Raw genomic sequence first — 19,289 nt, 5'->3', positions numbered from 1 at the left:
CATGAGCTTTGAAGTCGATGAAGATATTTTACAAGACTTTTTAGTAGAGGCCGGAGAAATCCTTGAGCTTTTATCTGAACAGTTAGTAGAACTGGAAAACAACCCAGATGATACTGAACTACTAAACGCAATATTTCGTGGTTTCCACACTGTAAAAGGTGGCGCCGGCTTTTTGGCAATGACAGAGCTTGTTGATGCATGTCATGGTGCTGAAAACGTGTTTGATTTATTGCGCCAAGGTGTAAGAACAGTTAACTCTGAATTAATGGATGTAATTTTACAAGCACTCGACACCATTAATGAAATGTTTGCCACAATTAAAAATCGTGACCAACCAGAACCTGCTGATCCAGAGTTACTTGCAGTCCTTCATAAACTTGGACAACCACCGACGGCAGAAGAGCTTGCTGGCGATTCTGTAGTTGAAGACACAGCCCCTGTTGAAACTCCCTCGGTAGAACCTGAACCTGTAGCTGAGCAGCCAAGCAATGATGCGGAAGAAGATCCGTTTGCTTTTGATGAATTATTTAGCGGCCCAGATAGCAGTAGCTCAGACTCTCAGATTGATGAAATAACTGAAGATGAATTCGAAAGCTTACTTGATGAGTTACATGGTAAAGGTCAAGCTCCACAAGAAGAACAGTCCTCATCAAGTGATAATGATGTCAGTGGCGATATAACTGACGATGAATTTGATAGCTTATTAGATGAGCTTCATGGTGTTGGTAGTTTTGGCGAAGTCACTCAAAACGCCCCAAGCACACCACAGCAAGCACCATCGGCTCCTGTGGCTTCACAAAATAACGACTCAAGCGCGAGCGATGATGAAATAAGTGACGATGAATTTGAAGCTTTGCTAGATGAATTACATGGCAAAGGTGCACCTAAATCGTTAGAAACATCGGCTCCAGAAAGTAAACCTGAGCCCGTAGCTGCAAACAAGCCTGCGCCTGCTGCGCCAAAACCTGAGCCTAAACCGGTACCAAAAGCAGAGCCTGCAAAGCCGGCACCTTCTCCACAGCCAGCTAAGGCAGCGCCGCCTAAAAAAGCAGCGCCTCCACCGGCGGAGACAACAGTACGTGTTGATACCAAACGTTTAGACCAAATAATGAACATGGTTGGTGAATTGGTACTTGTGCGAAATCGTTTGGTAAGCTTGGCAACAAACTCTGACAGCGAGGCTATGGGTAAAGCTATTTCTAATTTAGATGTAGTGACTGCTGATATCCAAGGTGCGGTAATGCAAACACGAATGCAGCCAATCAAAAAAGTGTTTGGCCGTTTCCCCCGAGTAGTTCGAGATTTAGCACGAACGCTGCAAAAAGATATTAATTTATTACTTGTTGGTGAAGACACCGATTTAGATAAAAATTTAGTGGAAGCATTGGCAGATCCACTCGTGCATTTAGTGCGCAACTCAGTGGATCATGGCATTGAAATGCCAGATGTTCGTGAAGCATCGGGTAAACCTAGAACCGGTACTGTTACTTTATCAGCGTCTCAGCAAGGCGACCATATCCTGCTTACCATCCAAGATGATGGTGCCGGTATGGATGCTGAAAAGCTTAAAAAGATTGCGATTAGTAAAGGGGTGCTTGATCACGATCAAGCGAGTCGCCTTTCTGATACTGAAGCGTATAACCTTATTTTTGCACCTGGTTTTTCAACTAAAGAAGAGATCTCAGATATTTCTGGCCGTGGCGTTGGTATGGATGTGGTTAAAACAAAAATCACTCAACTCAATGGCTCAGTGAATATTAAATCAGAGATGGGCGTAGGTACTACTTTAGAGATTAAAGTACCGCTGACACTGGCAATACTGCCTACCTTAATGGTAGTGGTAGGCGAACAAACCTTTGCGTTGCCGCTGGCGGGTGTAAGTGAAATATTCCATTTAGATTTAACAAAAACCAATGTGGTTGATGGTCAGCTTACTATAATTGTTCGTAAAAAATCGATTCCGTTATTCTACCTTGAACATTGGCTCATCAAAGGGGCCGATAGAGGTCAGCGAAAAGCACAAGGGCATGTGGTTATTGTACAAATAGGAACTCAAAAAGTGGGTTTCGTTGTTGACTCGCTTATTGGTCAAGAGGAAGTGGTAATTAAGCCTTTAGACGCATTACTTCAAGGTACGCCTGGTATGGCAGGTGCAACAATCACCTCTGATGGTGGCATTGCACTGATATTAGATGTGCCAAGTATGTTAAAGCATTACGCTGGATAATTAAAAGTAGGCATATATTTTATGCCTACCCATTCATTGAATAAGAGAGCGAAATGGCTGTTAAAGTTTTAGTAGTTGATGATTCAAGCTTTTTTCGCCGCAGAGTGAGTGAAATTCTTGAACAAGACAGCGGCATTGAAGTTATAGGCTTCGCTGTAAATGGTCGAGAAGCTGTCGATAAAACAGCTCAATTACGACCTGACGTGATCACCATGGATGTTGAAATGCCGGTGCTTGATGGTATTAGCGCGGTCAAAGAGATCATGGCGAGTAACCCAACTCCTATTTTAATGTTCTCCTCGTTAACACGCGCAGGCGCATCTGCCACCTTAGATGCACTTGATGCCGGCGCGATGGACTTTTTACCGAAAAAGTTTGAAGATATTGCTCGTAATAACGACGACGCAATAAAGCTATTACAAAATAAAGTTAAAGAAATAGGCCGCCAGCGAATTGGTAGAATTACCAGAGCGCCTGCTGCTCCAAGTATTAAACCAGCGCCAAGCACTTCTGAGCGCTTTGCTAATAAGCCTATAGTGCAACCTGATCGTAGCTTTAAAAGCGCAAGCCCAACGCCTTCTAGTAGCGCATCAACACGTGCTAGTGGTAAGCAATATCAATTAATTGCTATTGGCACATCAACAGGTGGCCCGGTTGCACTACAAACTATATTGACTCAGTTACCTGCTAATTTCCCACACCCAATACTACTCATACAACACATGCCAGCAGCATTTACACCTGCGTTTGCAACCCGATTAGATAGCTTGTGTAAAATTAAAGTAAAAGAAGCACAGCAAGGCGATAGACTGCAACCAGGCTGTGCTTATTTAGCGCCAGGCGGTCAGCAAATGATGGTAGAAGGGCGAGGTTCAAACAGAACATTACGCGTATTTGAAGATAAAAATGAACGAGTTAGCTATAAGCCTAGTGTGGATATTACCTTTGCTAGTGTAGCAAAAGCGTATCAAGGCGATGTACTTGCCATTATTTTGACTGGTATGGGCGCAGATGGTCGTGACGGTGCTCGCATGCTTAAACAAACTGGCGCTACAATTTGGGCTCAAGATGAGAAAAGTTGTGTTGTATATGGTATGCCGCAAGCAGTAGCTAGTGCTGGGTTAGCAAATGAAAGCATAGGCCTTCATGATGTGGCGGTGCGCTTAAAAAGAGAGGTTGGCTTTGGATAAGCTTTCTATTTTAGGGTTATTGGTTGCATTAGGTGCTATTGCAATCGGTTATTCTTTAGAGGGAGGTGTGGTATCTGCGCTGTTTAATGGGCCAGCACTAATTATTGTATTAGGTGGCACATTGGGGGCGGTGATGCTGCAAACATCAGCCAATACTTTTAAGAAAATGCTCAGTATTACTCATTGGGTTTTTGTTACTGATGACCACGATATTGAAGATGCCATTGAGCAAGTCAAGCGCTGGTCGCACAAAGCTCGCCAAGAAGGCTACTTAGCGCTAGAAAATGAAGCGCTTACGCACTCTGATCCCTATGCCACTAAAGGACTGAGTTTATTAGTCGATGGTTGCTCAGATCAAAAGCTTCGCGATACCCTTGAAATAGATTTATTACTCGAACGAGAACGATTGCTTGAAGCTAGCCGTGTATATGAAGCGATGGGAGGCTACAGCCCGACTATCGGTATCCTAGGTGCTGTGCTTGGATTGATTCAAGCTATGTCGTTTATTAATGATCCTGAGCAATTAGGAACGGGCATTGCCACGGCATTTATTGCTACTATATATGGTGTAGGTTTAGCTAATTTACTATTTTTGCCCATGGCCAACAAATTAAAGCAACGTGTTGAGCAAAAAATGCTTTACCATGAAATGCTAGCTGAAGGCGTTATTGCCATTAGCCAAGGTGAAAGCCCTATTAATATAGAATTAAAGCTTGAAGCTTACCGCGTCGAACGTCCTATTCTACAGGCCCATTAGCGGTTATGTTGCGCCGTCGCTTACGTCATCAAAACACTAAAAGCCAACACACTGAGCGTTGGCTAGTTTCTTATGCAGATTACATGACCATTATGTTCGCATTTTTTGTTGTATTGTATGCCATTGCAATAAACAAAGAAGACAATATACAAGTACTATCTGATTCCCTGGAGCATGTTTTTGATAAGTCAGCGAAACAATTTTCTCAGCAAGGTAAAGGGGTTAACGGCGACGCTTTGTTGCTTGAAAGAGTGACTCCAGAGGCTGAGGTTTTATATGGCGAAAGTATTCTAAAACAAGAACAAGGGCCGGTATTGCTCGATGGTCAAAGTGACAATAGTAATATCAGCCAACGTCACCTAGGCAAGCCACTCGATAGTTTATTAGTTAAGCTACAATCGTCACTTATTGATGAAATACGAAGTGGCGAGGCAAGTTTAGAGCTCAGTCAAGATTGGTTGGTTATTGAGCTTAATTCAGGGCTTTTGTTTGCCAGTGGTAGTGCAGTTGCGCATAATCAAGCCAAAGAAGTCGTAAAAAAGATTGAAGCAATAATTGCACCTGTCGATAACTATATAAGAGTGCGAGGATACACAGATAACGAAACCATTCGCAATGAAATATTTCGCTCTAATTGGGAGTTGTCGGTGGCACGTGCAACATCAATATTAGTTGAATTAGAGCGCTTAGGTATTCAATCTGCGCGCATGGCAATTGAGGGGTACGGCCAATATTCACCTTTTGCAGATAATGATACCGAAGCTGGGCGGGCTGAAAACCGCAAAGTGGTGATTGCGCTTTCTAAATACGGCTTGGTTTCAGAGTCATCGAATGAGGCTACTGAGCAGCAAGTTTCTGAAGCAGCTAAACCAACTGAAGTTGAGCTACCTACTCAAGACGATACAATAAAAATAATTCGCTTAGAGCATGGTGGTATTCGTGTTACCACGCGTAATGAACAGTAATTAGGATGTAATGTGAAAATCTGGACAGTAGCCAATCAAAAAGGAGGGGTAGGCAAAACCACTACAGCGGTTAGCCTTGCTGGGATCCTTGCGCTTCAAGGCAAGCGAGTGTTACTGATTGACACCGATCCTCATGCATCATTAACTTATTACTTTGGTATTGATTCTGAAGATTTAGAGGTTAGTGTTTACGATATTTTTACTCGTGGATCGAGCATGAAAAGCGAAGAAATATTGCAAGCATTATGTCCCTCAACCATAGAAAACCTTGATATTTTACCTGCCACCATGGCGATTGCTACACTTGACCGTAGCATGGGTAATAAAACGGGGATGGGCCTGATTTTAAAAAAAACATTGGCTAAAATTAGCGAGTATTACGATTACGCAATTCTAGATTGTCCGCCCGTTCTAGGGGTGCTTATGGTCAATGCCCTAGCAGCTTGTGAAAGAGTGTTGGTGCCAGTACAAACTGAGTTCTTAGCGCTCAAGGGGCTTGATAGAATGATGCGTACTATGGAGTTAATGCAAACCTCGCAAGCGAAAAGCTATGAATATACTATAATTCCAACTATGTATGATAAGCGTACCAAAGCGTCACTTGAGGCTTATAAAACATTACAAGATACGTATAAAGAAAAAGTATGGCCAGGTGTTATTCCTGTTGATACTAAATTTAGAGATGCGAGTTTAGCGCAAAAAGTGCCTATTGATTTTTGCCCTAATGCGCGTGGAGTCTATGCTTATAAAGCATTGCTTGAATATTTAATAAAACAAGGTTAATAAATGAGTAAGCAATTATTTGCTAATGAAAAAGTAGTCACTCAGTATTTAGGGGCGTTATTATCTGATGACGCACCAGCGAAAGACCTTGAGCCTGTTGCTAAATTGCTTGAGCAGGTAGCTTATGAAGAGCAAAAAGAGCAATCACTGCAGGTTGAGCCTGTAGTCGAGCCGGTTGTTGAAGTTGAAAAGCTCAATGAGCAGGTAACAAATGTAGAAATAGAATCTCACCAAGCGCAGCAGCTTGAAACTGAACATGATGTAGCACTTGGTAATGAAGCTGAATACTTTGATGGTGAATTTCAGGCATTATTTTTTGAAGTAGCAGGACTCACTTTAGCCGTGCCATTAAAAGCGTTAGGCGGTATACATGAGCTTGGAGAAGTGAATCATTTATTTGGTAAACCTAAGTGGTTTAAAGGTGTCATGATCAATCGAGAAGAAAAGCTCAATGTTGTTGATACCGCGCGCTGGGTTATGCCCGAAAAATACGATGAACAGTTAGAAGCGTCCTTAAATTATCAATATCTAATCACTTTAGGTGATAGCAAGTGGGGTTTATTAGCAGAAAAACTAATAAATAACATTACATTGAGTAAAGAAGATGTAAAATGGCGTACAAATAACAGTAAGCGCCCATGGCTTGCTGGAGTAATTAAAGAAAAAATGTGTGCTTTAATAGATGTTAATAATTTAAATGCACTATTAGAGAAAGGCTTAGATAGCCGTCACAAGTAATGACCATTACGAGGTAAGAGCATGAGTGAAGATAAATTACTGTCAGCTAAAAAAAATGCAGATAATAATGATGAAATTTTGCAGTGGGTTACGTTTAAGTTAGAAGATGAAACCTATGGCGTGAATGTAATGCAAGTGCAAGAAATACTGCGTTACACCGAAATTGCTCCTGTTCCAGGTGCGCCTTCTTATGTGATTGGTATTATTAACTTACGTGGTAATGTTGTTACCGTTATTGATACTCGCTCTCGCTTTGGATTACCTGATATTGAAGCGACCGACAATTCACGTATTTTGATTATTGAAGCTGAAGAGCAAGTGATTGGTATTTTAGCCGATAGCGTTTCTGAGGTTGTGTACTTACGTAGCTCTGAAATTGACAGTGCGCCAAATGTAGGTACTGAAGAAAGTGCCAAATTTATTCAAGGTGTATGCAACCGCGATAATGAGCTGCTTATTCTAGTTGATTTAAACAAGCTACTTAGTGATGACGAATGGGATGAGTTAAGCGATATATAAGCTTCTCTACATAAAATTATGTTATTACTTGGTATTGCAATTGCGGGTTTGGCATTTGGGCTATTCTCGCTGCTGTTAATTGTGATGTTTAAAAAGCGTTATGCGAATGAGCTTGGTGCACAATTACAGCAATTTAAAGATTCATCAGAGCAGATTAATATTTTACGTAGCGAAGTCTCTGAGTTACGAACTGGGTTAATGAGTATTGGTAAACGAGTGCTTGAGGTAGAACAACAAAACCAAGAGCTGATACAGCAACAAGCTGCTCAAAAATACGATGACCCTGATGCTAAAATATACTCTCGAGCGGTAAAAATGGTTGAGCTAGGAGCTGATTTAGATGAGGTTATTCGCGAGTGTGAATTACCCCGCGCCGAAGCAGAACTGTTATTTTCTTTACACAAACAAAAAGGCGCTTAGCGCCTTTTTTGTTTTTATCATATTGGCTCATGCTTTTATATTGAGCTTTCCTTGAAAGTCCTGCCATCCGGGCGGGAATTTCCCTCTTACCACATATGAAAAAGCAATCAGTTCAGCAATAACAAAGTAAAGCTCTTTAGGGATCTCTTCGCCAAGCTCTAATTTCGAAAGTGTATTTGCAAGTGCTTCATCCTGATGGATTAAAATACCTTTATCTTTAGCTAGGGCAATAATTTCATCCGCCAATTCTCCAAACCCTTTAGCGCTTACGGTGGGTGAATTACCCGTTTCGTAGAGCAGTCCAATTGCTGAATTGTTTTTAAATGAATCCGTCATGGCTAAACCTTAATATTTATAATGGCATGGGATTGGTAAAATGCTTGATGGTTGTCATCTGCGCGTTTCAAATTAAGATCGCCGACTTGTAAGCCCTGTTTTGCTAGTTTTGAGCGTAAATTATCAAGGTGTGGATGAGCCAACGCGCTCACAGCTTGAGTGGACGCTAATAACTGACAATCTAATGCTTTGTCCATCAACTCTGCGGTTATTTGCAGCTTACCTAGTTCAGCATAATCAAAATTTAATCTTACAAACCACACGTTTTTATCCGCTAATTTGTCATTGTTTGGCTTTTTATATTGTCCTAACGATATTTCTGTTTGTGCCGCCTCTGGTGGCAGTTTCATAGGCAATAAAAACTGCACTAAGGAGTTAGTGTCAGGCTGCTGGCTCAAAACGGGAGCTTGTACTTGGCTTAAGGTGTTTTTAATTTGTGTTAATTCACCTGCTAATGCTTGCACTTGTGGTTGCTGTAACTGTTCTAATAACTTATTGGTATTATTACCGGTCTTGAAGCTTGGTAATAAAACCTGAAGTAGGGCATCTAAACCGCTTTGATTATTAATGCTAACGGCAGTTGGGTTTTGGTTAATAATCGGTGCAGCTAAAATGCTTAATGAAAGTTGTTCTACACCTCGATTAAACGAGCTCTGCAAAGTGTCACTGGTTAGTTGCGTCGGTTTTATAGTGCTGAGTATTTCACGTTGTATGGTGGTCGGGTGTAAATTACTTTCTGACAACATACGGTTAAAAGCTTGATTAACCAAGCGGTTTAAGTCAGTACCCTGATCTGCCGCCTTAGTTACGATAGTGTTTAGTTGGCTGCTTAGAACGTGTTTGCTTGCTTCTTTTTGCTCTATTGGAGCGGTTGCGGTTTGCTTTAAAACGGTTGCTAATAATAGCTTTTCCAGCGGTTGTAAATGATTAACGGCTGCTAAGGATCGATTAGCTGTTTGTGCTGATTGGGTAACAACAGGGTGCAAGTCTACGGATGTTGATAACGTCCGCTGTTGCCATAAAGAGATACTGGTTTTTAGCTGCTGGGTTAGTTGCACTAAAGGGGGGGCAGTTCCTAAGGGGCTTTTTAATTGCGTAATGTCTATTTTTTGCGTTGGTGTGAGCCATTTTTGTTGTTCATCAACAACATTTGGTTTTTGAGATACGTTTAATGCAGTGGTAAATGGCTTGCTTTCAAAATGTTTTACTGCATCTAAAATACGCGTTTTAAAATCAGCAAAACTGCTTTTTAGCCATGATTGAATTGGACTATTAACGGTACTAAGTGGATGAGGCTTAATTTTTTGCGAATCGATAGCAACTTGCGGTTGCTGTGACAGCATCTCATTAAATGGTTTGCTAAATGAGTTTTTAAGCTCCACGGTTATATTTTGATAAGCGGTTTTAATTAATAGTTTATCTGCTTGACTGCTAATAGTTACCTTAGTCGGCGCTGTGGGTAGTTCAGATAACTGTTGATGGCTTAAGCTAATATTTAACGAGCTTTTTGCGGTATTTGGAGTTAGCACCGCAAACTTGGGCATTGCATGAAGCTGAGCATGACCTAAATTGTTAGCAACTAATTGTGTTAGTTTTGCCTGGCTTAAAGGTTGAGAATGTACAATGTCAGCAAAACGATTAATGATATTTAGACGTGTACCTTTGCCATCAGTCTCAATTATGCCTTTTAATAAGGGTTCTTCGGCCAGTAATTGCGCTATTTGTTTATTAATGGCGATGCTGGCATTAAATTTTTCAATCACCAGTTTTGGCGTTGGCTTTAAAGTAACTTGTATCGATAGCGGGTTGTTTTGAATATCACTTTGAGTGTTTATAAAGTTTAAAAACCGCTGTAACTGTTCTGGTTGTTTAATTGATAAGGTACTGTTGTTAGGAATAATGGTTAAGCTTTTACCATCTGCACTTAGCTGTATGTTAGCGCTTGCTATTTTTTCAACATTTGTCGGTGCATCATTAACAGTGAGCCGAATTGTTTGCCAATGCTTATTCATAAATACATCAAGCGTCACTGAATCTTTAGAAAACTGAATGTTTTTTGCTGCTAGTACTTCAGGCGGCAGTATTGGTAACGCAGTTTTACCCGAATCGGTTGTTTGATTACTAACCTGTGGGTTAGTCACTGTAATGTGCGTTGGTGTATTCATTATTTTATATCAAGTTTTCTGTATTTTAAGTAAATCGATTCTAAAGCAATATTCGTATTACCCTATCATTATGGTAGACTTACCGCTAATTTTTGGCAGAGAGAATCGTCATCTTGTTACACATTAAGTCCGTTACTTGTATCAAGCAAGAGCGTTGTTTGTTTGATGAACTTAATTTTAGCCTTAAAAGCGGTCAAATCATGCAGTTAGCTGGTCCTAATGGGGCTGGTAAAACATCATTATTGCGCATTATTGCCGGTTTTTCGCTGCCTGACGAAGGTGATATTTTATACCGTAATCAATCTATCAAAAAATATTATGACGAATACGCCAGAGACTTATTATTTATAGGCCATAAAACCGGAGTTAATGTACAACTTAGTGCACTTGAAAATGTAGCACATTGGTTGGCTATTAATGGTTATGTAAATACACCTGATTTATATCCTTTGTTAAGTAAGTTAGGTTTGGTAGGGCTGGAAGATGTGCCCGTAAGAACATTATCGGCAGGTCAGCAAAGACGGGTGGCTTTAGTTCGTTTGTGGTTATCTGAAGCCAAGTTATGGATTTTAGATGAACCTTTTACAGCGCTCGATAAAAGTGGGGTTGCCTTTTTGCAGCAACGCTTTACCGAGCACTTATCAAAAGGGGGCGCTATTTTGTTAACAACACACCAAGACCTAACCACCCACTTTAGTGACTTACAGACCTTGACTTTGGAGTACCGCCACTAATGACAAGACAGCACTCATATTGGCAGTTATTTGTCGCGGTATTTAGCAAAGACGTTAAGCTCGCTTTTCGTCAGCGCGCTGAAATAGTTAATCCTATCTTGTTTTTTTTAATTGTTATCTCGTTATTTCCACTAGCGATAGGGCCAGAACCTGGGTTGTTATCAAGAATGGCACCGGGCATTATTTGGGTTGCGGCTTTATTATCAACCATGCTTGGACTTGATAAGCTATTTAGAGATGACTATAACGATGGCTCTTTAGAACAACTCATTGCTTCCTCTTACCCTTTATCATTAACCGTATTAGGTAAAGTTGCGGCTCATTGGGTGATCACCGGTTTACCGCTAGTGCTAATGACGCCTTTATTTGCTTTACTACTAAATTTAGAAACGACGGCCCTAATGGCCACGTTATTAACGCTATTATTGGGAACTCCTTTATTGAGCTTTATTGGCGCGATAGGAGCAGGCCTAACGGTGGGATTACAAAAAGGCGGTATTTTAATGAGTTTACTCGTTTTGCCTTTGTATATCCCGGTTTTAATTTTTGCAACTTCCGCTATTGATACCAGTACTATGTCGCTGGATTACAGTGGTCAGCTTGCAATCCTAGGTGCCATGTTAGTCGTTGCGATTATTAGTGCGCCAATTGCCATATCATCAGCATTAAAAGTGAGTGTAAGTTAATATGTGGAAGTGGTTACATCCGTATGCGAAAGCAGAGCGAGCATATCAATTATGCAATACTCTACTGCCATATTTTGCAGTAGTTACGGTCGTTAGTATGATTGTTGGTTGGGTTTGGGGATTAGGTTTTGCCCCTGCTGATTACCAACAAAAAGACAGTTACCGTATTATTTTTATTCACGTGCCCTCCGCTATTTTATCTATGGGCGCATATTCATCAATGGCGATTGCTGCCATTGTTGCCTTGGTATGGCAGTTACGTAATGCCGAGCTTGCGGTAATTGCAATCGCGCCTGTTGGTGCGTGTATGACAGCAATTGCTTTAATTACTGGTGCTGCATGGGGTAAACCAATGTGGGGCGCGTGGTGGGTATGGGATGCTCGGCTGACTTCTGAACTTATTTTATTATTTTTATACTTAGGGGTGTTGTCTTTGTACCATGCCTTTGAAGATAAAAAGTCAGCCGGTCGCGCCGCGTCTATTTTAGCTATTGTTGGAGTGATCAACTTGCCTATCATCCACTTTTCGGTGGAATGGTGGAATACCCTGCATCAAGGGGCGAGCATCACTAAGTTTAACCGCGATGCGGTTGACCCAAGTATGTTTTGGCCGTTAATGATTAATATTTTAGCCTTTGCCGCGTTTGTTGGTACTGTGACTTTAATTCGTCTTAAAAATGAAATTTTACACCGTGAAAAGCACCGCCCATGGGTGCGACAGTTGTTAACTAAGGGGTAATTATGCAGTTTGACTCGTTTTCAGATTTTATTGCAATGGGAGGCTATGGCTTTTATGTATGGCTTTCTTTTGGAACATGCGCATTGATTTTATTAGGTATTCTATTCAGCTCACTACGCGATAAAAAACAAATTTTAGCGTCGATTGAGCAGCAAATAGCGCGTGAAACTCGAATTAAAAATTCTAAGCAGGAGCAAACCTCGTGAACCCAAGACGTAAAAAGCGCCTTTTGGTTATTATCGCCGTACTCTTTGGTATTGGCGGATCAATTGGTTTAGTGTTGTACGCCTTACAAGAAAATATTAATTTGTTTTACACCCCCAGCGAATTAATTGATGGTAAAGGTCCTAATAAAGAAAAGCCGTTTGTAGGCCAAAAGTTGAGAATTGGCGGCATGGTTGTGCCAGGCACTGTGATCAGAAATGAACAAAGCTTAAAAGTAAGCTTTAAGCTGATTGATACGGGGCCATTGGTAACGGTACGTTATCAAGGTATTTTGCCTGATTTGTTTCGTGAAGGACAAGGGATTGTTGCGCAAGGTGTGTTAGTAGAGCCTAACGTGATTGAAGCATTTGAAGTGTTGGCCAAGCATGATGAAGAATATATGCCGGCGGAAGTTGCTGAAGCTGTAAAAGGCATTAAGCACGAAAAGCCAAAATATAACTTAGATAGTGGGAGTTAATATGATCCCTGAACTTGGTTATTTTTCTTTAACATTGGCCATGGTGCTCAGTGTGCTGTTGTGTATTTTTCCACTTTGGGGAGCACACACAGGAAACCTTCGTTTGATGCGTGCGGCGCCATCATTAGCGATTGGTCAATTTGCATTTGTTGCGTTGTCATTCGCTGCACTTATCTATGCCAGCTTAACCGACGACTTTACCGTATCTTACGTTGCTTATCATTCAAGTAGCACTTTGCCTTGGTATTATAAAATCACCTCTACGTGGGGCGGACATGAAGGTGCTATTTTACTGTGGTTATTAATGCAAGCAGGGTGGACAGCCGTTGTTGCTATGCGTTCTAAGTCACTACCTTGGATACTTCGTGCTCGCGTTTTGGGTGTGCTTGGCTTTTTAGGTGTCGGCTTTATGATGTACACCTTACTGCTCTCAAGTCCGTTTGAGCGTTTATTGCCCTATTTTCCTGTTGAAGGGCGAGATTTAAACCCATTATTACAAGACCCAGGGATGATCATTCATCCACCATTACTTTACATGGGTTATGTAGGTCTTTCTGTGGCTTTTTCTTTTGCTATTGCCGCGCTGTTAACTGGTAAACTCGATAATACCTGGGCTAAGTGGTCACGCCCATGGACAATGACAGCATGGGGCTTCTTAACATTAGGTATTACTATAGGCAGTTGGTGGGCTTATGCAGAGCTTGGCTGGGGTGGCTGGTGGTTCTGGGATCCAGTTGAAAACGCATCACTTATGCCATGGTTAGTGGCAACTGCTTTATTACACTCTTTAAGTGTGACTGAAAAGCGCGGTGTATTTAAATCATGGACCGTTTTATTAGCAATTGCTGCTTTTTCATTAAGCTTACTAGGGACTTTTATTGTTCGCTCAGGGATTATTGTTTCGGTGCACGCCTTTGCAACCGATCCGGATCGAGGGCTGTTTATCCTTGCCTTCTTAGCTATTGTTGTTGGCGGCGGCCTAGCGCTTTACGGCTTGCGTGTTTCACAGGTTAAAAGTGAGGGGCGTTATAAGTTTGTCTCTCGTGAAGTGGCACTTTGGCTAAATAATATTTTCCTAGTGGTTGCTACCTTAATTGTACTATTGGGTACTTTATTACCTATGGTGCACAAAGAAATGGGCTTAGGCAGTATTTCTATTGGCGAACCTTTCTTTAATAAAATGTTTGCCATTCTACTGGTGCCATTTGCGATTTTAATGGGCATAGGGCCATTTTTGCGCTGGAAGCAAAATAAATGGGCGTTTTTACAAAACAAAATATTTGTTGGCGCACTAGCCAGCGTCGTTATTACCTGTGCGTGGCTATTTAGCAGTTATGAAGTAGTTACGCCGCTCACTCTGTTAGCAACTACGTTAGGTGTATGGATATTTATTGCTACCTTTATTGACCTTTACACCAAGGCTGCTGTTCATGGCTCACTTAAGCTCGGCATCAAACGCTTAGGTTTAAGTTATTGGGCTATGGTGCTTGGCCATGTTGGTTTGGCCTTTGTTATTGCCGGTATTACGCTTACTTCGGCGTATTCAGTTGAGCGTGATGTATCAATGAAGCCTGGTGATAGCGTACAGCTAAATCAGTATCAATACCGTTTTGAAGGCGTGAAGACAATTCGTGGTGCAAACTATAGCGGTCATGCGGGTGTGGTAACAGTACTAAAAGAAGACACAACAATTGCGCGTCTTTATGCAGAAAAACGCCGATACGACATTGGTATGCAATTTATGACTGAAGCAGCAATAGATGCTGGGTTTACTCGTGATTTATACCTCGCCCTTGGAGAGCAATTAAGTGAAGGGGCATGGTCATTACGTATTTATCACAAGCCGTTTGTGCGTTGGATGTGGATCGGTGGTGTTTTGATTTCACTTGCTGGGTTTGTGATTTTATTTGATAAGCGTTATCGCGCTTCACCTCGCAAAGATGAATTAGAGGGGGCGTTATGAATCGGAAATTGATGGCAATAGTCCCTTTATTAATTTTTATCTTTATTTGTGTGTTTTTATACCAAGGGTTGTTTGCTAACCCTCGGGAAATACAAACAGGGCGCATTGGTCAAACCGTACCAACATTTAACTTGCCTGATTTAATGCAAGATAATAAACGTTGGACTGATGAGCAGTTAAAAGGTGACGTGTATTTATTAAACGTGTGGGGCACATGGTGCCCAACGTGTTTAGCTGAGCTTGATTATTTAACTAAGCTTCGCGAACAAGGCATTAAAATTATCGGCTTGTATTATGTTCAAAGTTACGATGCCGATTTTGATGGCCCGTTTGATATGCAAGCACTGCGTGACGATGTCAGTAATATGCTTGCGCGCGCCGGTGATCCGTATCAGTTTAATATTTTAGATTTAGAGCGCTCTTTGGCGTTAGACTTGGGTGTGTCTGGAGCACCAGAAACATTTTTAGTTGATAAAAATGGCACTATTTTGTTACACCACACCGGTGATATAAACCCTCGAGTTTGGCGCGCTAAGTTTGCGCCTCTTATGCAGGAGCTGCAGCCATGAGATTGTTTTTATTAACCCTTAGCTTATTTATTAGTTTAGCAGCGTTTGCTCAGCAAGATCGTTATCAGTTTGATAGCAATGAACAAGCGATTCGTTTTGAAGAGCTAACTAAAGAATTACGCTGCCCTAAATGTCAAAATCAAAACATTGCTGATTCAGATGCCGTAGTTGCAAAAGACTTGCGTGATCGTGTATTGGCGTTAGTAAAAGATGGTAAAAGCAAAGATGAAGTCATTGACTATATGATTGACCGCTATGGCTACTTTGTTCATTACGATCCACCAGTAACGCCGGCTACGTTAATTCTGTGGGTGTTACCAGTACTCATTGTAATAATAGGCTTTGGTTTTATTGTTATTCGCCAACGTAAAGCGTCGGTAAAACAAACATGGAGTGACGCTGATGAAGTGATGCTCAATAAGTTGATTAAACAAAATAAACGTCAGGAGCAAAGTTAAATGATTTTAATGTGGGCGTCTTTTGCTTTACTCACACTCATTGCATTGCTGTTTATTATTGTGCCTTTTTTAAAAAAAGAGCGCGTAGTAACTATTACTCACAACGCTAATGCACAGCTTATCAGCATTTATGAGCAGCGTTTAGTTGAACTGCAGGCTGATTTAGACAATCAACGTATAGACTCGCAAAACCATAACGAGGCTATTATTGAGCTAAAACGTCGTTTGCTTAATGAATTATCGCCAGAAAAGTCACTAAACAGTCGTGGTGATAACCGTATATTTGCTTTAACAGGGGCAGCGTTTTTAATTGCATTAGCAGGTATATTTTATGCGATGACAGGCAGCCAACAACAAATTTCGGCGTGGCATGATGCAATGGACAACTTAGCCGATTATGGTCAACGTGCCGTAATGCAAAAAGGTGAGCCGTTATCTAAAAATGAACTTCAAGCGTTTGCATTGGCACTGCGTACAAAGTTAAGTCAAAGCGGTGATGATGAAGTAGCTTGGATGCTGTTAGGGCGTGTCGCTATTATGCTTAATGAGTTTGACATGGCAAAACAGTCATTTGATAAAGCATTGTCAATGAACCCTGATAATATGCAAGCCTTGGTGAGTTACTCACAGGTATTACTACTTGAGGGCAGTGATGAGAATATGACTCGCGCAGCGGGTATGCTTTCTAAAGTGCTACAAGCGCAGCCAAATAATCTCGATGCGATTTCGCTACTTGCGCTGATTGCCTTTGAGAGAAAAGATTGGGTACAGGCAAAAGCTGCATTTGAGGTACTTCTTGCCAGTATGGACGAGTCAGATACGCGTTATGCTATGATTTCTGAGCGCATTAACGAAATCGATGGTCAAATAGCTCAGAAAAGCGAGCTGAATAATCACGAGCTGCAAGTTGTTCAAGGAATTCAGGTCACGGTTAAGGTTGACGAGCAACTCGAAGATAAACAGCCCAGTAACGGTATTTTGTTTGTGTTTGCTAAAGCTTCTGAAGGTTCACCAATGCCTTTAGCCGTTGTTAAACTGACTGACTATAGCTTTCCAATCACCGTTGAGCTCAGCGACGAGAACGCCATGATGGCAGGGCTAAATTTATCCAGTGCTAATGAAATTGTTATTTCTGCGCGTATTTCTAATGATGATTCAGTGATGCCAAGTACTGGTGAGCTTGAAGGCCACTCTGAAGTACTGCTTCGTAAAGATGTGCGACAAGTGCAACTGAACATTGATACATTAATACCTTAAGGATTTGAGATGTTAAAACAAGGCTTACTTTTATTATGTTTACTCACTTTATCGGGCTGTGCTCAAGTACCCGAGAGTAAATATGATGAGCGCGATCCCTTACAAAGTGTAAATAGACCCATTTATGACTTTAATATGGACGTACTCGATACCTATATTTTAAGGCCAGCAGCAGTGGGTTATATCACTGTTACACCGCAGCCTGTTCGTCGTAGTATTGTGCACTTTACCGATAATATTACTGCACCCGTTGATATTATAAATGCCGGCCTGCAAGGAAAACCAAGCAGTGCTGGAATTAATTTTGCACGTTTTTTAGTGAATTCAACGGTGGGTGTATTTGGCATATTTGATGTAGCCAGCTCACTTGGGCTTGAAGTAACTAGCGAGGACTTTGGCCAAACGCTAGGTGTGTGGGGAGTGGGTGATGGTGCTTATTTAATGATCCCAGCAATGGGGCCATCTACCGCGCGTAACTTAACTGGTGATGTAGTTGATAATGTTGTACTGCCTGAAATAGCACTGACTACACCACAAACTATTTTAGTGTTTGCACTAAAAGCAGTTGAAGCGCGTGCGTCATTAATGGCACAGGAAGGGTTATTAAATGATTCGTTAGACCCCTACTTATTTATTAAAGACATTTATTTTCAGCGTCAATTATACGAATTATTTGACGGTAACCCGCCAATAAAAGAAGAGCCTGAAGATTTTGATGAGGATTTCTTAGAAAGCCTTTAATAAAAACAAAACGCCAGCATCTGCTGGCGTTTTGTTTATGGGTATTAAAGATATTTTAGCTATCAATCATCACTCGCATTTGCTCACTAACCCAGTTGAGTGCTTCGTGATATGCATCAGGCACTTCATCGCCTAAGTTTAATTGCTGGGCTTTATCGTTCGCAGCTTGCCAATCACCATGCTCATACAGAGTGACTAAGTTTAAGTATTCAGCAAGTAGTCCTTCATTTTTTAACAGCGCTGTTTTTATCTCATTAGACAAAGGTAATTTAAGCATTACGCTGTCCATTTCTTCATCTAATATCGCATCCATAAGCGACATCATGCCGGTTAAGAACGCCATACCTGTATCTTTAAGTTTGCCATGTGAAATAGCTAACAACTCACAAAAACGCGCCCGTGTTAACGACAGTCTAATAAGTTCCAATGGCTTATCTGCAGATACTTGTGCTGCAAACAATAAAGAGAGCAGTTTTTTTATTTCAGCAGCCCCTAGTACAATTAGTGCTTGTTTTATAGTGTTTATTTCAGAGCGGCGGGTAAATGCCGCTGAGTTGGAATAGCGCAAGAGCTTGTAAGATAAGTTAACATCACGCTCAAATACATCGGTGATCTTCTTAAGATCCATTTCTACACTGGATGTTTCATAGAGCAGTTCAGCCAGTGCCATGCCAGATGGCGGTAAGGCTTTACTTTGCACCATCTCGGGTTTTGAAAAGAAAAAGCCTTGAAAGTACTCAAAGCCCAACTCAAAAGCTTGGTTGTAAAGCTCGTAAGTTTCAACTTTTTCTGCGAGTAACTTGATATGTGGGTAAGGTTTTAAGTCTTCAATGATCGTTTTAACGGTTTCCATATCACAGGTTAAAAAGTCAACTTTAATGATATCAATAAACGGATAAAAGTGACGCCATACCGGTTGATGCGCATAGTCATCTAGGGCGAGTGTGTACCCTTTCTCTTTTAGGTCTTTAACTATTGCTAGCAGACGTTTTCCTGGCTGAACGGTCTCTAGTATTTCAATCACAACCCCGTTTTTGTTTAATAGCGTGGGGTAGCCTTTTAATAAGGTGTCTAAAGTAAAGTTAATATAAGCGGGTTTATTATCGGTTAAATCTTCAAGACCAAAATTAAACTGGCTGCCTTCAATTAGGCGAGACGTTGCTTCGTCGCCGTCAATGTTCGGAAATACGTTATCTACTCCATCACGAAATAAAAGCTCGTAGCCAATTAGTTCCTTATTGCGATCTAAAATAGGTTGGCGAGCAGCGTAAAAATACATATAAGATTCCGAAACAGTAGAAATTGATTAACATTGTAATAATATATTGGAAAACATTCAAAATAGCATCGGTAAAATGAA

21 protein-coding genes are annotated in these 19,289 nt (G+C 41.1%); 18 read left to right on the top strand and 3 right to left on the bottom strand.

Annotation, left to right across the window (positions count from 1 at the left end; translation table 11 throughout):
* Position 1: 1 nt before the first annotated feature.
* Genes CWB75_RS09540 through CWB75_RS09505 form a run of 8 tightly spaced genes read left to right on the top strand, consistent with a single transcriptional unit; the run spans position 2 to position 7,599 of the window.
* Positions 2–2,227 (top strand): chemotaxis protein CheA, encoded by a 2,226-nt coding sequence (locus CWB75_RS09540; protein WP_054201712.1) that lies wholly within the window; start codon positions 2–4, stop codon positions 2,225–2,227.
* A gap of 53 nt (positions 2,228–2,280) precedes the next feature.
* Entirely contained in the window at positions 2,281–3,417 is a 1,137-nt protein-coding gene (locus CWB75_RS09535) for a protein-glutamate methylesterase/protein-glutamine glutaminase (protein ID WP_138570497.1), read from the top strand.
* Positions 3,410–4,174 carry a flagellar motor protein gene (locus CWB75_RS09530; protein ID WP_138570496.1) on the top strand — a complete coding sequence of 255 codons (765 nt, stop codon included), beginning with the start codon at positions 3,410–3,412 and terminating at the stop codon, positions 4,172–4,174. Before CWB75_RS09535 ends, CWB75_RS09530 begins: the two co-directional genes overlap by 8 nt.
* Positions 4,175–4,179: 5 nt before the next feature.
* A complete protein-coding gene (locus tag CWB75_RS09525; RefSeq protein ID WP_138570495.1) occupies positions 4,180–5,139 on the top strand; it encodes a flagellar motor protein MotB in 960 nt (319 codons plus the stop codon).
* Between the two features lie 12 nt (positions 5,140–5,151).
* Positions 5,152–5,922 carry a ParA family protein gene (locus tag CWB75_RS09520; RefSeq protein WP_055013038.1) on the top strand — a complete coding sequence of 257 codons (771 nt, stop codon included), beginning with the start codon at positions 5,152–5,154 and terminating at the stop codon, positions 5,920–5,922.
* A gap of 3 nt (positions 5,923–5,925) precedes the next feature.
* The gene (locus tag CWB75_RS09515; protein WP_138570494.1) at positions 5,926–6,660 is read left to right on the top strand and encodes a CheW domain-containing protein; all 735 of its coding nucleotides are present in this window, start codon (positions 5,926–5,928) and stop codon (positions 6,658–6,660) included.
* A 21-nt stretch (positions 6,661–6,681) separates the two neighbouring features.
* Positions 6,682–7,179, top strand: a complete 498-nt coding sequence (locus tag CWB75_RS09510; protein ID WP_008112225.1) for a chemotaxis protein CheW — start codon at positions 6,682–6,684, stop codon at positions 7,177–7,179.
* Between the two features lie 18 nt (positions 7,180–7,197).
* Positions 7,198–7,599, top strand: coding sequence for a DUF2802 domain-containing protein (locus CWB75_RS09505; protein ID WP_054201706.1), 402 nt, complete (start codon positions 7,198–7,200; stop codon positions 7,597–7,599).
* Between the two features lie 27 nt (positions 7,600–7,626).
* On the opposite strand, the gene CWB75_RS09500 is transcribed toward CWB75_RS09505, so the two are convergent.
* On the bottom strand, positions 7,627–7,935 hold the full coding sequence (locus tag CWB75_RS09500) for an EscU/YscU/HrcU family type III secretion system export apparatus switch protein (protein WP_054201705.1): 309 nt from the start codon (positions 7,933–7,935) through the stop codon (positions 7,627–7,629).
* Positions 7,936–7,937: 2 nt separating this feature from the next.
* Positions 7,938–10,100 carry a flagellar hook-length control protein FliK gene (fliK, locus tag CWB75_RS09495; protein ID WP_138570493.1) on the bottom strand — a complete coding sequence of 721 codons (2,163 nt, stop codon included), beginning with the start codon at positions 10,098–10,100 and terminating at the stop codon, positions 7,938–7,940.
* A gap of 113 nt (positions 10,101–10,213) precedes the next feature.
* On the opposite strand from fliK, the gene ccmA reads away from it, so the two are divergent.
* The 10 genes from ccmA to CWB75_RS09445 are packed head-to-tail and all read left to right on the top strand — an operon-like array spanning position 10,214 to position 17,929.
* The gene (ccmA, locus tag CWB75_RS09490; protein WP_075169671.1) at positions 10,214–10,834 is read left to right on the top strand and encodes a cytochrome c biogenesis heme-transporting ATPase CcmA; all 621 of its coding nucleotides are present in this window, start codon (positions 10,214–10,216) and stop codon (positions 10,832–10,834) included.
* Positions 10,834–11,520, top strand: coding sequence for a heme exporter protein CcmB (gene ccmB, locus CWB75_RS09485; protein ID WP_054201703.1), 687 nt, complete (start codon positions 10,834–10,836; stop codon positions 11,518–11,520). The genes ccmA and ccmB overlap by 1 nt, the downstream gene beginning before the upstream one ends.
* 1 nt (position 11,521) lies before the next feature.
* Entirely contained in the window at positions 11,522–12,259 is a 738-nt protein-coding gene (locus CWB75_RS09480) for a heme ABC transporter permease (RefSeq protein ID WP_036985043.1), read from the top strand.
* 2 nt (positions 12,260–12,261) lie between these two features.
* The gene (gene ccmD / locus CWB75_RS09475) at positions 12,262–12,465 is read left to right on the top strand and encodes a heme exporter protein CcmD (RefSeq protein ID WP_055013035.1); all 204 of its coding nucleotides are present in this window, start codon (positions 12,262–12,264) and stop codon (positions 12,463–12,465) included.
* Positions 12,462–12,941 (top strand): cytochrome c maturation protein CcmE, encoded by a 480-nt coding sequence (gene ccmE, locus CWB75_RS09470; RefSeq protein WP_075169670.1) that lies wholly within the window; start codon positions 12,462–12,464, stop codon positions 12,939–12,941. Before ccmD ends, ccmE begins: the two co-directional genes overlap by 4 nt.
* A gap of 1 nt (position 12,942) precedes the next feature.
* Complete coding sequence (locus CWB75_RS09465) at positions 12,943–14,904, top strand: heme lyase CcmF/NrfE family subunit (protein ID WP_138570492.1); 1,962 nt, start codon at positions 12,943–12,945, stop codon at positions 14,902–14,904.
* Complete coding sequence (locus CWB75_RS09460) at positions 14,901–15,473, top strand: DsbE family thiol:disulfide interchange protein (RefSeq protein ID WP_036933069.1); 573 nt, start codon at positions 14,901–14,903, stop codon at positions 15,471–15,473. The genes CWB75_RS09465 and CWB75_RS09460 overlap by 4 nt, the downstream gene beginning before the upstream one ends.
* Positions 15,470–15,931 carry a cytochrome c-type biogenesis protein gene (locus CWB75_RS09455; protein WP_010387951.1) on the top strand — a complete coding sequence of 154 codons (462 nt, stop codon included), beginning with the start codon at positions 15,470–15,472 and terminating at the stop codon, positions 15,929–15,931. The genes CWB75_RS09460 and CWB75_RS09455 overlap by 4 nt, the downstream gene beginning before the upstream one ends.
* Complete coding sequence (ccmI, locus tag CWB75_RS09450) at positions 15,932–17,188, top strand: c-type cytochrome biogenesis protein CcmI (RefSeq protein WP_138570491.1); 1,257 nt, start codon at positions 15,932–15,934, stop codon at positions 17,186–17,188. It abuts the gene before it with no gap.
* 9 nt (positions 17,189–17,197) lie between these two features.
* Positions 17,198–17,929 (top strand): MlaA family lipoprotein, encoded by a 732-nt coding sequence (locus CWB75_RS09445; protein ID WP_054201699.1) that lies wholly within the window; start codon positions 17,198–17,200, stop codon positions 17,927–17,929.
* A gap of 55 nt (positions 17,930–17,984) precedes the next feature.
* Here CWB75_RS09445 and CWB75_RS09440 read toward each other — a convergent pair whose 3' ends face one another.
* Positions 17,985–19,208 carry an EAL and HDOD domain-containing protein gene (locus CWB75_RS09440; RefSeq protein ID WP_010387954.1) on the bottom strand — a complete coding sequence of 408 codons (1,224 nt, stop codon included), beginning with the start codon at positions 19,206–19,208 and terminating at the stop codon, positions 17,985–17,987.
* Between the last annotated feature and the right edge of the window lie 81 nt (positions 19,209–19,289).

The sequence above is a fragment of the Pseudoalteromonas sp. S1608 genome (assembly GCF_005887265.1).
GTDB lineage: Bacteria > Pseudomonadota > Gammaproteobacteria > Enterobacterales > Alteromonadaceae > Pseudoalteromonas > Pseudoalteromonas undina.
The sequence above is the reverse complement of the archived record's forward strand: the minus strand, read 5'-3'. Positions and strand labels throughout refer to the sequence as shown.